This window comes from Mediterranea sp. An20 (genome assembly GCF_002160055.1).
GTDB classification, from domain to species: Bacteria; Bacteroidota; Bacteroidia; order Bacteroidales; family Bacteroidaceae; genus Bacteroides; species Bacteroides avicola.
Genome location: NZ_NFJV01000024.1, coordinates 46,870 through 60,550, shown reverse-complemented (window position 1 = coordinate 60,550; position 13,681 = coordinate 46,870). Strand labels below are relative to the sequence as shown.

At 44.5% G+C, this 13,681-nt stretch carries 14 protein-coding genes, 1 tRNA gene and 1 pseudogene; 11 read left to right on the top strand and 5 right to left on the bottom strand.

Annotation, left to right across the window (positions count from 1 at the left end; genetic code table 11):
• The 8 genes and pseudogenes from B5F34_RS17935 to B5F34_RS17930 form a co-directional block, all read left to right on the top strand.
• Positions 1–98 (top strand): annotated as a pseudogene (locus B5F34_RS17935) (IS982 family transposase); the annotation flags it as partial.
• 164 nt (positions 99–262) lie between these two features.
• Entirely contained in the window at positions 263–619 is a 357-nt protein-coding gene (locus tag B5F34_RS13010) for a HEPN domain-containing protein (RefSeq protein ID WP_087339784.1), read from the top strand.
• Positions 598–894: a nucleotidyltransferase domain-containing protein gene (locus B5F34_RS13005; protein ID WP_087339782.1), complete on the top strand. Its 297-nt coding sequence runs from the start codon at positions 598–600 to the stop codon at positions 892–894. Before B5F34_RS13010 ends, B5F34_RS13005 begins: the two co-directional genes overlap by 22 nt.
• Positions 895–1,462: 568 nt before the next feature.
• On the top strand, positions 1,463–2,890 hold the full coding sequence (locus B5F34_RS13000) for a hypothetical protein (RefSeq protein ID WP_087339780.1): 1,428 nt from the start codon (positions 1,463–1,465) through the stop codon (positions 2,888–2,890).
• Positions 2,891–3,098: 208 nt separating this feature from the next.
• A complete protein-coding gene (locus B5F34_RS12995) occupies positions 3,099–4,328 on the top strand; it encodes a site-specific integrase (RefSeq protein ID WP_087339777.1) in 1,230 nt (409 codons plus the stop codon).
• Complete coding sequence (locus B5F34_RS12990; RefSeq protein ID WP_087339775.1) at positions 4,325–4,696, top strand: hypothetical protein; 372 nt, start codon at positions 4,325–4,327, stop codon at positions 4,694–4,696. Before B5F34_RS12995 ends, B5F34_RS12990 begins: the two co-directional genes overlap by 4 nt.
• 288 nt (positions 4,697–4,984) lie before the next feature.
• Complete coding sequence (locus B5F34_RS12985) at positions 4,985–6,178, top strand: primase-helicase family protein (protein WP_087339773.1); 1,194 nt, start codon at positions 4,985–4,987, stop codon at positions 6,176–6,178.
• 192 nt (positions 6,179–6,370) lie between these two features.
• Entirely contained in the window at positions 6,371–6,634 is a 264-nt protein-coding gene (locus tag B5F34_RS17930; RefSeq protein WP_239448955.1) for a hypothetical protein, read from the top strand.
• Between the two features lie 194 nt (positions 6,635–6,828).
• On the opposite strand, the gene B5F34_RS12975 is transcribed toward B5F34_RS17930, so the two are convergent.
• The gene (locus tag B5F34_RS12975; protein WP_087339771.1) at positions 6,829–7,392 is read right to left on the bottom strand and encodes a Crp/Fnr family transcriptional regulator; all 564 of its coding nucleotides are present in this window, start codon (positions 7,390–7,392) and stop codon (positions 6,829–6,831) included.
• Between the two features lie 159 nt (positions 7,393–7,551).
• On the opposite strand from B5F34_RS12975, the gene B5F34_RS12970 reads away from it, so the two are divergent.
• From B5F34_RS12970 to B5F34_RS12960, 3 genes are all read left to right on the top strand, one after another.
• The gene (locus B5F34_RS12970; protein WP_087339769.1) at positions 7,552–7,878 is read left to right on the top strand and encodes a multidrug efflux SMR transporter; all 327 of its coding nucleotides are present in this window, start codon (positions 7,552–7,554) and stop codon (positions 7,876–7,878) included.
• 13 nt (positions 7,879–7,891) lie between these two features.
• Positions 7,892–9,073 (top strand): MFS transporter, encoded by a 1,182-nt coding sequence (locus B5F34_RS12965; protein ID WP_087339766.1) that lies wholly within the window; start codon positions 7,892–7,894, stop codon positions 9,071–9,073.
• Between the two features lie 273 nt (positions 9,074–9,346).
• On the top strand, positions 9,347–11,113 hold the full coding sequence (locus B5F34_RS12960; RefSeq protein WP_087339765.1) for a DUF3883 domain-containing protein: 1,767 nt from the start codon (positions 9,347–9,349) through the stop codon (positions 11,111–11,113).
• Positions 11,114–11,363: 250 nt separating this feature from the next.
• On the opposite strand, the gene B5F34_RS12955 is transcribed toward B5F34_RS12960, so the two are convergent.
• From B5F34_RS12955 to B5F34_RS12940, 4 genes are all read right to left on the bottom strand, one after another.
• Positions 11,364–11,436 (bottom strand) — tRNA-Trp (locus B5F34_RS12955).
• 92 nt (positions 11,437–11,528) lie between these two features.
• Positions 11,529–12,119, bottom strand: a complete 591-nt coding sequence (locus tag B5F34_RS12950) for a uracil-DNA glycosylase family protein (protein WP_087339760.1) — start codon at positions 12,117–12,119, stop codon at positions 11,529–11,531.
• Positions 12,116–12,748 carry a hypothetical protein gene (locus B5F34_RS12945; protein WP_087339757.1) on the bottom strand — a complete coding sequence of 211 codons (633 nt, stop codon included), beginning with the start codon at positions 12,746–12,748 and terminating at the stop codon, positions 12,116–12,118. Before B5F34_RS12945 ends, B5F34_RS12950 begins: the two co-directional genes overlap by 4 nt.
• A gap of 215 nt (positions 12,749–12,963) precedes the next feature.
• Positions 12,964–13,608: an ATP-binding protein gene (locus tag B5F34_RS12940; protein WP_087339795.1), complete on the bottom strand. Its 645-nt coding sequence runs from the start codon at positions 13,606–13,608 to the stop codon at positions 12,964–12,966.
• Positions 13,609–13,681: the final 73 nt, after the last annotated feature.

The following is a 13,681-nucleotide window of genomic DNA, read 5'->3' as shown; positions in this document are numbered from 1 at the left end:
CCAATTCTCTCTCTGCCATAGCTGCATACTGCTTCTTTGAAAAGAAACCCGCCATTGACTTATGTTTCGTCAAGGACGGGCAACTTGCTATGTTTTGATTTATATCGAACTCACGTTAAATACGTGATAGAAGAAAAAGGAAGTCTTTCAGCAGATATACTTTGGATTTATGCTCAGAAATACGTTCTGCAATCTCTTGCAGGCGATATAACTCACTTATTAGAGAAATACAAATGAATGACAAAGGACATATTGGATTGAAATGTCCGACTATGACTTTGATACGGCAAAGGCAATGCTTGAAACCAAACGTTACCTTTATGTAGCTTTCATGTGTCACCAAACCATAGAAAAGATTCTTAAGGCATATTGGAGTAAAGTGTTGGAAGAACCACCTTTGAAGATTCATAGCTTATCAAGACTTGCCGAGAAAAGCGGTTTGGATAAAGATATGTCAGAAGAACAAACGGACTTCATAGATGAGCTTGAACCGTTGAACATAGAAGCACGTTACCCCTCATATAAGGAGCGGTTGATGAAAAGTCTGACCGTTGACCGTTGCAAAGAACTGATTGAACAAACTGACAAATTAAGAATATGGATAAAGAGCAAGCTATAAAATTAGCACAACGCTATAAAGCGGCAGTTGCAGAACGGTTGCCCTTAAAGGCTCTTTACCTTTATGGCTCATACAGCAAAGGCAACCATACGGAGGACAGCGACATTGATATTGCCGTTGTGGTGGAACGAATGAGCGATGATTACTTTGAAGATACTCCTTTACTGTGGAAACTGAAGCGTAAGATAAGTAATCTTATAGAGCCTGTTTTGCTTACAGAGGATACAAATAATCCTCTATATGCTGACATCATAAAAACTGGAATACTGATATAAAGGCAGGATTCACCGACCTATTTATATATCCAATCGGCAGATTTATCCTATCCCATAAAAGAATCGTCAAGTCTTTAAATATTAAAGATTTGTCGATCTTTCTTTATAGACAGAATCGCATATACCCTCCAATATATCGGGTCAGCGGATATGCAGATTACCATAATTCAATTTAAACTTGCCAAACCTAAGTAATCAATCAGAATTAGTTTATATCAAACACAGAGACACAAAGTTCTGTAACTGTCTGTCGGTAAAAATGACAGGAGGACACAGAGTCCGCGGCTTCGCCGCATACGAGAGAAGGGAAATTAACTCTGTGAGCTATGGACAAGAAAACAAAAACTCTGTGTCTCCGTGCCTCTGTGTTTAGTATCATGTAATTTTGCACATTTACTTAAAGGTTAGGAAGCTAAACCATCCATTGTCTTGATAAAACAATCTCGCTGCAATAATAAACTTTTTCACATTTCTTTCTTGATTTAAGGTGCAATTGACTACCTTTGTTTGGCAAAATATAGGATTAACTATTCTCTATGGGAAAAGAAAATGTATTCGTATTATAGATATGAGAGAAAGTGTAACATTTGAAACAATAGAAGAGTATCAAACATATCTTAAAGAGCGCCAGGAACTTCTAGGCTACTGTAAGAAAATAAGTCAAGGCATTGAAAATCTTGATGAGAAAAGTGGAGAACGTGCTATTTGGGAATTAGTACAAAATGCACGTGATATGGATGAGAATTGTCGTATTCGTATAGAACTGCATAAGGACAAATTTATATTTATGCACCACGGAAAACCATTTAATTACCTGTCTCTATTGGCTTTGGTAAATCAAAACAGCTCCAAAGATAATCCAGGTGCGGACTTGGTCGGTCAATATGGGACAGGATTCATGACGACACATGCTTTCAACAGTAAGGTTGTAGTAGATGGCCCTTATGAAGTAATGAGCAATCCGAACACTTTGAAAGGATACGTGGAACTCGGTGGTTTTGAATTGGACAGGTCATTCTGTGGAAGTGACAATATCGAGCAAGCTATATGTGAAATGCACAAAGAGATGAAATTGGTAAATGAAATGTATAAAAAGCTCCCAATTTATCCAGAATTGCCTAATAAATGGACCAGCTTCACTTACAATTTGGAGCCTGATAAGGTCGTAGCTGTATCCAGCCAACTGGAAAGTGCTGTCCGCTTTATGCCTTTTGTACTTACTATAAATGACCGCATAAAAGAAGTTGAGGTGATTGATGAATTTGCAAACAAACATTATCGCATTAAGAAGTCTACGAATAAACAGATTGCGCCCATTAACAACCATAGTGACTGGGAAATAGTTGATAACGGAATCGAATATACATATTTTAATGAAGCTCAGCCCTCCAAAACTTCAAAAATAAGAAGTCTGCAAAGTAAAGACGGAAAAGATATGGTGATATTGCCTCCTTTTCCCCAAGAAAGCGGTCCAGTTTCAAACATTCCAAGCCTTTTCCTATGGTTTCCACTACTTGGAACGGAACATTTTGGTGTCAACTTTATCTTTCATTCGAAGCGCTTTTATCCTGTTGAAAAACGCAATAACATTCTTTTACCAGAGAATGTTCAATCTAAATTGGAAAAAGGGAAAGTGAATGAAGGTGTATTGAGAGAAATAATGAACGTCTTATTTGATTATTATACTCAAGAAAATAATGACACATCTCTTTCCCGTGAAATGTGTGTAGTGAATTTTCACAGCGATAAGGACGACGAAGTAACAACTAAGTTCTATGAGGATATGCAGAATTTGTGGAAGATGCATATACCGAACTGGAACATTATCCCTACCATAGAAGGGAAAAAAGCAATGTGTGATTCTCGAGTCAGGGTGTTACATCCAGACTTCTATCAAAAGCTGACGGATGAGCAGCGCAAAAAATACGAGCAAACTTATGGAAAATCTATGGAAAAACCTCCGAAATTCAGCAGATTAACGCAATATAATCTGTGAATTAAGTAGTTAGGAGAAAATCACGGAAGTTGGGAAGAGGGCTGAAAACCGTTTCAAAGCGGATTGAAGCAAGAGAACGGTTTCCTATTCGTTACCCAATGAAAGTGCAGATTTAACAGTCGCCGTTCCGTTTGCGCCGCTCTGCGTAGGTTTGCTTATCAAGGTTTAACTCGTTGATTTATAGTTTTGCAACCAAAAAAGGACGAGTATGACAAGGAGTACATTTCGCGTGCTGTTCTATGCGAACGGCAGCAAGGAGAAGAATGGAATTGTCCCCATCATGGGACGGGTTACAATCAACGGAACGGTGGCGCAGTTCAGTTGCAAGCGGAGCATTCCAAAGACATTATGGGACGCAAAGGGCAACCGTGCCAAAGGCAAGAGCGTGGAGGCGAGGGAAACGAACCTTGCGCTCGACAACATCAAGGCGCAAATCATCAAGCACTACCAGCGCATATCCGACTGTGAGGCGTTTGTGACGGCAGAGATGGTGCGTAACGCCTATCAGGGCATAGGTGGCGAGTATGAGACGCTGCTCAAAGCCTTCGACCGTGAAAACGAGGTGTTCAAGAAGCGTGTCGGCAAGGACAGGAAGATGGCGACCTATCAGTCAAGGGTAGTGGCAAGAAACTATGTGGCGGCGTTCATCAAGTCGTTCTACAGGCGCAGCGACATGTCGATGCTGGAACTTACGCCCGACTTCATCAAGGAGTTTGCGGTCTATCTTTCCACGGAAGCGGGATTGCGCAACGGCACGATATGGGAAAAGTGCATGTGGCTGAAAGGCGTGGTGATGCGTGCGCACTTCAACGGGCTGATACCGAGAAACCCGTTTGCGCAGTTCCACATCAGCCCGAATATCAAGGAACGTGAGTTCCTGACGGAGGACGAGTTGAAAGCGGTGATGACGCACGAGTTCACAGACCCGAAGCTGGCATACATCCGTGACCTGTTCGTGTTTGCGAGCTTCACCGCCCTCTCTTTCGTGGACATCAAGGAACTGACCACCGACCGCATTGTGGAGGTGAACGGCGAGAAGTGGATTGTTTCCAAACGGCACAAGACGGGCGTACCGTACCAAGTAAAGCTGCTGGACATCCCTTTGCAGATAATCGAGCGTTACCGTCCGTTCCAAGAGGACAATCTTGTTTTCCCTAATCTGAACTATTGGTCTATATGCAAGCCGTTAAAGAAGATGATACGGGAATGCGGTGTAAATAAGTCGATTAGCTTTCATTGCTCACGTCATGGATTCGCAACCCTGGCTCTCTGCAAGGGTATGCCGATAGAGAGCGTAAGCCGTGTTTTGGGTCACACCAACATCAAGACGACCCAAATCTATGCGAAGATAACCACGCAAAAGCTGGACAACGACCTGACGGCATTCGGCAACCAGCTGAGCAAGTCATTCGGTGACATTAAAGTGGCAGGTGTATGAAACGTGAAGCCATAACGATGGACGGGTGCGGCAGGATTGCCGTACCGTCCGATACCACCAATGTATGGATGAGCGAAATGGAATTGGTGGAGCTTTTTGATGTAATTGCCCCGACACTCCATGCTGCCATCCGAGCCGTGTACAAGAGCGGAGTGTTGCAACCTTACGAAGCGGAAAGGCACGTCAAACTGTCCAACGGCTACTTTACGGACGTGTACGCCCTGCCAATGGTCGTGGCACTTGCTTTCCACATCAACACGCCCAACGCTGCAAGGGTGCGCAATGCCCTGTTGGAAAGGCTGTACTTGCGAAAAGAAAGGCAAGTGCTATGCATATCGTTAAGTGACGGACAGCCGTGTAAATGTTAATGGGTGCGATTATTCGTCAATACATCCATTCATCAATACGCCCGTGCTGTCACATATCCATACATTTTCAGTCCGAAGAAGTACGGTTTTGCTTCTTCGGGCTTTTTCTTTTCGCCTTTCGATGGCTGATATTACCTGTTCCGCTCCATTTTCTTATCTGTCAGTTTCTTTTGCGCCGTTCTTCATCGTTTTACGTATCAAGGTTTTAGCCGTCCTGCCGTAGCTTTGCAACCATGCTTAATCCGCTTGCCGACAGGGTGTCGGCGGCACTAAATCTGTATTAAAAACATGGAAAAGAAAGAAGAATTCATCCGAGTAGGCACCACGCTCTACAAGATTGTGGACCAGCCCCGCATTGACGGCGGCTATGTGAGGAAACGCATCGCATGGAATTCCGAGACCCTGCGGCAGGATTACGGCAAGGACTACATGGCAAGTGTTCCCAAGTATGACGGCTTCTGCACCGTACCCGACCATGTGGACTACAAGCCCGTAGTCGGCAAGTTCCTCAACCTCTATGAGCCGATAAGCCACCGACCGCAGGAGGGGGATTTCCCCTGCATCCGCTCACTGGTGGAACACATCTTCGGCGAACAATATGAATTGGGCATGGACTACCTCCAACTGCTGTATCTTTACCCCATTCAGAAGCTGCCCATCCTGCTGCTCGTGTCCGAAGAAAGGAACACGGGCAAGAGTACGTTCCTGAACTTCCTGAAAGCAATCTTCCAAAACAACGTGACGTTCAACACCAACGAGGACTTCCGCAGCCAGTTCAATTCCGACTGGGCAGGCAAGCTGCTCATCATGGTGGACGAGGTATTGCTCAACCGCCGTGAGGACAGCGAGCGGCTGAAGAACCTCAGCACCACGCTATCCTACAAGGTGGAGGCGAAAGGGAAAGACCGTGACGAGATAGGCTTCTTTGCCAAGTTCGTGCTTTGCTCCAACAACGAGCATCTGCCCGTCATCATCGACGTAGGGGAAACACGCTATTGGGTACGGAAGATTGTACCGTTACAGAGTGACGACACCGACTTCCTGCAAAAACTGAAAACGGAAATACCAGCTTTTCTCCATTTCCTGCAACACAGACGGCTATCCACCGGGAAGGAAAGCCGCATGTGGTTCAACCCGAAGCTGCTGGAAACGGATGCCCTGCGGAAGATAATCCGAAGCAACCGCAACCGACTGGAGATTGAGATGGCAGAACTGCTGCTCGACATCATGGCAAGCATGGATGTGGAGTCTGTTTCTTTTTGCCTCAATGACATCATCCCGTTGCTCGTCTGCTCGCAAGTCAAGGTGGAGAAGTCGCAGGTGCGGAAGGTGGTGCAGGAGTGCTGGAAGCTCACCCCTGCATCCAATTCACTTTCCTATACCACCTACCAATGCGACTACAGCCGTGAGTGCGGATATTCACCCGTCAAGAGGATAGGACGCTACTACACGGCAAGCAAGGCTCAGTTGGAAACATTCTGATATTTTGATGAAATGATGAAAGCATATATAAACATAAAGAATGACAGCCACTTACATGCTCATCAAACCCTCAACAAAAGGATTGGGCTGATGAAAAGAGAAAGGCAGCACAACGCCATTCATCACTTTTCTTTTGGCGAGCGGTTTGATGAAAAGATGTTGAGAGTGCATTTCTTTGGTGGTCAGTGAGTTATGTTGTCCATTCATCAATTCATCGGATTTTCACCCCTCAACAAGTCCGCAGGGAAAGCAACAGAGGTGAACACCGCCATCCGCAGGCTGGTCGGACGGACTTCCATCCTGCCGACCGACAGGGGAAAGCCCTTATCGCTGGCGAAAAGAAAAAGGCAACCGATAACAGCCAACATCACCGCCGACACCGCCGCAGGCTTTTGGGGAACCAAAAGCCATAGCTCATTAGGGCGTTTTCTTCACGCACCGCTTCGCCCATGCTAAAAACACCCTAATGAGCCAACGGGGTTACACCCCTTTGGACACCCCGTTTGTTTCCGGCAGAAGCAGCAAACTGTCCTTTGGGTTATCCAAAGGCTAATAAGTTACTCCAAAATCGGAACTCAGTTTTTCAATAGTAGCAAGTTTGTGTTTTGGGCAGACCAAAACCGCTTGCTGTCCCCCTGTTTGTTGAAACGTCACTTTATTTGTGCTCTAATCCTGCTCAAGCTCGCTTGTGTGACACCTAAATAGGTTGCGATACTTCCCAATGGTAACCGTTGCAACAAGTCAGGTTCTTTCTCTAATAACTCCTTATACCGTTCCGAAGCGATGGCGGACAACATGGAAATCAGCCGTTCTTCGGTGGCAAGCAACTCCATTTCAGCATAACGCCGCCCCCAATTGGCGATGTGCAAGTCTTCTGAAAACAATTCTTTCAGTTTCTTCCTTTCCAATACATACAGGACCGAATCCTCCATCAGCTCCATCGTTTCATATCCCGGTTCATCGTTCACGTATCCTTTCATGGAAACGAGAGTCGCCCCTTCTTTGCCGACCCAAAAAGTAATTTCTTTCCCTTCTACCGAAGTGTAGGCGCGAACAATACCTTGTTTGATGAAAAAGATGTCTTTCTCCACCTTCCCGCTTTCCAACACTCGGTATCCTTTGGGGTATGAAACTTCCGTCAGGCATTGCCGTAACCTGTCCAAAGACGTGTCCGGCATGGCATATCTCAGGTTGATGATTTGCTTAATATCCATAATTTATTGTTATCGGTGTGCAAAATTATGAAATAACACACAGAAACGGGAATGAACGGTTGTTTTTTTGTCAAATGCAAAATGCGTTTTTGTCAAATGCAAAAAGTTATGAGGGATTACTTGTTTACCTTTGTGCCCGAATTTTAATAAATCATAGATATGAATTGGATAGTCTTATTGTTCGCAGGATTATTTGAGGTGAGCCTTACATTCTGTTTGGGGAAGACGAGAACGGCGTCAGGAGTTGAGTTTTATCTGTGGGGAAGCGGTTTCCTTGCTTCCACCGTACTGAGCATGGCTTTGCTTGCCAAAGCTGTACAGACTTTGCCTTTAGGAACGGCATACGCTATTTGGACAGGCATCGGGGCGGTCGGCACGGTCTTGATAGGAATATTCGTTTTCAAGGAGCCTGCCACTCCCATCCGGCTTTTCTTTCTGTTCACGCTTATAGCGTCTTTGATAGGATTGAAAGTTGTTTCATACTAAAAGGAGGCGACCGATGAAGTATGAATTGAGGGAGAACCAAGGTATTCCGGCATCTCTGCTGGCTCTGATGGCAGCCGCTACCGGACTTTCCGTTGCCAACTGCTACTACAACCAACCTTTGTTGAGCAGCATGGCAAAAGATTTTGCGGTAAACGACTTTTCTGCCAGCATGGTAGCGACATTAACCCAGATAGGCTATGTGGCCGGACTTGTGTTTGTAATTCCGCTTGGCGACTTGGTTTCACGGAAGAAGCTGATATTGACCAATTATATCGTTTCCATGTGTGCATTGCTTGCCATCGCCCTTGCCCCGAACATCTATTGGGTGTGGGGCGCATCCTTGCTTGCCGGTGCATCTTCGGTTATGCCGCAGTTTTTCATCCCGTTGGTATCTTATCATTCAGCACCCGCACACAAGGTGCGCAATGTGGGAATCATACAGTCCTGCCTGCTCATAGGAATTCTTGGTTCACGGGTGTTCAGTGGCTTTCTCGCTAATGTATGGGGATGGCGTTCCGTCTATTTGGTAGCTTGCGTGTTTATGCTCGGATGCTTTTTTATGATTCACAAGATGCTGCCCGTGCTGTCTGCCCGTTCACAAGGAAATTATATGGAGCTGATGAAATCCCTGTTGCGCCTGTTCTGCAAATACCCGTATTTGCGTATCGCTTCGTTAAGGGCGGCATTGGCTTATGGTTCGTTCTTCGCCCTATGGAGTTGCCTTGCTTTCCGAATGAAACAAGAGCCTTTCTTTGCGAGTGACGATATTATCGGGGCACTCGGTTTGTGTGGATTGGCAGGTGCATCTACGGTTGTATTCATTAGCGGTTATATCCAAAAGTACGGTGCAAGGTTCTTCTCTATTGTCGGAGGATGTGTGGTGTTGGCTGCATGGCTGCTGGCATTTTTTTTGAATGACAGCTACTTGTGGATGGTAATCGCCATCCTTTTGATTGATGCAGGAATGCAATGCATTCATTTGTCTAATCAGACAAGCGTGGTTGCCCTCGATGCATCTGCCATCAATCGTGTCAATACCGTTTATATGACCATTTATTTCTTGGGCGGTTCTGCCGGTACATTCGTTTCAGGTCTGTCTTGGCAACATTATGGATGGACAGGTGTGGTAGGTGTAGGAGTTACCTTTACCGTGGCTTCCCTGCTCGTAAATTGCCTCAAGCCAAAAACGGCATAAGAGAGTGGATGCCAAGAGAGTGGATGACCATTCAGGCTGAAATAATATTTGGAATACTTCTTCCAGCCTGAATATTTTTTATACCTTTGCATCCGTAAGAGTTACCAAAACAAGCAAAGCGATGCAGACCACGGCAATCAGGACGGTTGCCAACTCATTACCCCAACGAAGTAATTCTTCTAACTCTCTTGATTTCAAGGAGGTTTATTCCTTATACAGATTTTAATAAAATATGCAACACAAGTCAGATATAACGAGCAGGAAACATTTCTTTTGCCAACAGCAGAGCCAATAGCATGGTCCGAAACGATTGAGCAATGGAGATGCCATCGTGATTTAGAGTTTTATATTACCGTGAAGGATGTTTGCCAATCAATACAACAGAAATCAGACGAGCTGCATGAATTCCTCTCTTTTCTTGTAGATAGCGGAAATGCATCTTTTTTAGATTCATATGAATTATTACCTAATAGAAAAGGTAAATTAAAGAAAAAGGGCGATTTAAGACACGGTGACTTTATGACTGCTGAACTATACAAATTGACAGAGCTTCTTATGGGTAGTGACGCCGATAGGATGATAGATACGTTATACAATGATATTGGTCATGTAAGTTCATACGAGGTAGATGATTTGCAACGCTCAATCGGCCAAACCGTAAGTGAATGGCGTGCTACAGCTTTAGGTCCTAATAAAGTTCCATTAACCCATAATCAGCTCAATGCTTTGATTGCGTTCTGTTCCGCTACGTCGCAAGTGGGACTTACGAATTATCGTGGACGAATGATGAATCTTATAACTAAATTCCATGGCATGGAATTTAAGAGGGTTGAGCAACCTAAAATAGTAGAAAACGAGGATGATTTCTACAAGTCTGCTTTCAATCTGCTACTTGACTATACATTGTATATTATCAGTACAAAGGATTGTAACTGGGTAATAAACAACAAATCATTGCTTCATGATTTCTTAACGGAATATGCCACAAGTTCAGCAAAGGAGCGTTTGGAACGATTAGATTATTATGGGGTAATTCCAAATCAAAACAATGAATTACACATCAAAAAGGAGTTGTACAAAAATGTCAATATTGACATCCGGCTGGCGGACATTTATAAACAGGTTATGGGAACGGACCTTCATGACAAGTGGGTGTCTACTGATTTTTCTGCAATTTTCACATACAATGAACAAAAAGCATCCGAAGTGGCTAATGAAATACAAAATAAGTTAAGTGATGGCGATTTTCAAGATGCAATAGTCATAGACATCATAGAATTGGCAGAAAACGAAAATACCGACTCATGGAAGATTCTTTTTAAGACAATCTATAATCAACGGGAATCCATCCGCTATAAATTGGGAACCCCTGAGGAACGAAAGGCTATCAACCGCATGATGAAGAAAAAGAGTCCGAAATTGTTGAACCTAATGGCTGATATAGTCGAAAGGAGTGATGCGGAGGAATTACTCAGCAACGTCAATACCGTCATCAGTCAAATGGAGCATGAAGCATACATTCAGATGCTTGGTGCTTATGTGGAGAAACACATAGGACTATATCTGGAAGAAGCGTTTAAGGGAATGGAAATAACCGTTAGTAATAACCAATGTGGTCAAGATTTTATTCTTAGTAAAAATGGCTGCAAAGATTATCATATTGAAGTGAAGTCCAGATGGGAAAGCGACCAGTCGGTTGAGATGAGTGCCACACAGTTCAAGTGTGCAGTTGAAAATTCCGATTGCTATGCATTAATAAACGTAAACATGTATCATTTTGACCGTAAACGAGCAGAAGAAAATGATCCTTTACCTTTCTCTGAAATTTGCTCTAACATAAAAGTATTAGACAACATCGGCAAGTTAGAAGCCGATCTTTATAGGCGTGCAGATGAAGCATTCAGAGATGATCAAACAGAAATCTGTCTAAACGGGACTTATAAAGTACGTGTGTCACAAAATGTATTCGACAAATATCCTCTTGATTTTAATGGTTTAATAAGTCGGATAAGATTGCATTTCTGTCAGGAAGGGAAATAATAGGAATATTTATCAAGCATTATAGCGGAACAGGCCCGTCGCTTTATTGCTTCAGAATATTCGAGCCGTAAAAAAATCAGCAATGGAGTGCGGATTTTGAGAGATAAAATTTGGATGGTGTATACAGAGGAGCGTAGCGGGCTACGTGACGAAGCATGCCGGGAAAATCAATATCATTCTTTGTCCGACTTCCGTCCGACCTAAACAAAAAATCCGATATAAGTCATTGGCTTATATCGGATTACCCTTGCACGGGAAGAGAGGCTCGAACTCCCGACACTCGGTTTTGGAGACCGATGCTCTACCAACTGAGCTATTCCCGTGTTTGCGGCTGCAAAGGTAATGCAAACTTTTGAATTGGCAAGGATTAAAAGATTTTTTTTAAAGCGTCCTGCTAAAAATCCCTCAAAATCCCTCAAAGCATACCCAAGTCCTGGTACATCACACGATAGGCAGCAGCTTTCTTTTCCAAAGCCAGCGGATAAGCACGCGAAGACGAGGGCATACGATAAAGACGCAAAGCCCGCTCTTCGAAAAGAAATTCGGAAAAGTCACCGACCCGGGGCTTGTCAACAGACAACTGCGCACACAACGTGTCGGTGGCCTTTTCGCCGGTTGTCACCACGGCACGGCACTCTGGCAGACAACGAAGCAGAGCTGCTACATCGGTAGGGGTAACTACTTCAAGAAACTTATCGGAAGCATTGTCCTGCAACCGACGGACAGCCGAAGCCGTATCGAAAAGCGCAATCCCCTTCTGTAGCAAAAATTCAACAAGACGCTCTTTGCAGAAAGCTTTCCGGCCTTCGGCCACGAAATAGTCCTTCTGACCGAAAAACAACAGCCCGGTCAACCTCCACATATCATTGTTCCAGTTCGGGTAATAGAACTCCATTGACCAGCGTTTGCGCTGGGGAGGAAAACTGCCCAACATGAGCAGACGGGCATGAGGAGGAAGAAAAGGCTGCAAGGGGTGCTGCTCGATGTCTACAGACGGTAGGCTCATTTCTTATTCTCCCCGTTGTCTTTGCGGCGCGGTTCTTTCTTGGCCAGTATGATTACATTATAGACATATTCTGACATCCATTGTTCGGAATATCCCAACCGCTCTTTATACTGGCGCACAGCCATGGCTGTCTTGTGTACATCGTCTTTTTTCCAGACAGTCTTGGTGCAGACATCGTGCATGGTCTTTTCCGTCATGGTGCGCAAAGCTCCGCGGAAAATGGAGGGAATACGGAATTTCCACTGCATCAATGTTCCCATAAGCATGATAAGGTCGTTGGAAAATCCCTGGTACATAAAGAGATAAGACTGGATGTCGTTCTGTGTCCGGCAGTGTTTCTTCACCGAAGCATCAATTTCACGGAAGAAGTTCTCGCTGATACCGTAATCCTGCATCAGCATTTTGCGGGAAGCAGCCTTCTCACCCAATCCCAGACGTCCTCCCTGAGTAGGAATCTTGAACAAGCGCTTGAAATTGGCCACATCCGGAATAAACCGGATATTGGTGATACCCAAATTGGCAGCAATCACCGACTGGAAATAAACGCGGGTCAACGAGACGAAGTCTTCTACTCCCTTGCCCGAAGCATTCTCTTTGTTTTTGTTAAACAATCTGGCTATAATACCCATAATAGTCCTTGATACTATATATAAATAATGTTGATACAAAAATATCCCTTACGGTTTCTCCGATGTCGCTGTTCCTCCGGACAAATAGAGACAAAAGCCCTACTTGAGTCCGACCGGATATTTCGACAGAGAATTGGTCTGCAAAATTAAATTATTTTTTGCAATCCCACCACAAACCAGGCATCTTTTCCTGCCCATCCACCCAGAAAAGGCGTTTAACTCTTCAGACGAAAATAGAATTTATGCCCTTCAAACAAAAGCTCGACAATGCCATAACGCACCAGCTTAGCCAGCAGGTGCTCTGCCGAACGACGGGGAAGACGCGACAAACGGCAATAACGGTTGAACGACAGGCGGTCATGCTCGGCAAACAAACGCAACAACAATTGCTCCCTTTCGGTAAACTCAATCAGTTCGCCGCGCGGATTCCCATTCTGCTGCCAGATACGCAAGTGTACCGGAGTGGCCAGAATATTCTCATCGGCAATACGCAGGTAAGCCAACCTTCGTCCATTTTCGTCCTTGGCATAGACGGGTTTTGAAGCACTTTCGTCGACTGTCACCACCAGCACCGTACGCCCTTCGGCCAAAAACGTTTGCCAATGACAATTTACCGGAGGCACACAATAAAGCTGGGCGGCTTCCTCTATCATATATTGCTCCTCTGCCGAGCGTACGCCGGCAATCTTTCCATTATCCTTCACTCCAATGAGCAGCCGTCCTCCGTCTGTGTTGGCAAAGGCAGACAATGTCTTGGCAATCTTGCGCACATCGGATATTTCAAACTTGAAATCCTGTTGCTGATGTTCGCCTTCAGCGATAAGCGCATGTATATAATCTGTATCTGTAAGCGGTTTCATGGTGACAAAAGTAGGCAAAAAATAAGGAAATGCTTTTTTTCACTAAAAAATAGCTTCTCTTTTCAAAAAAAAT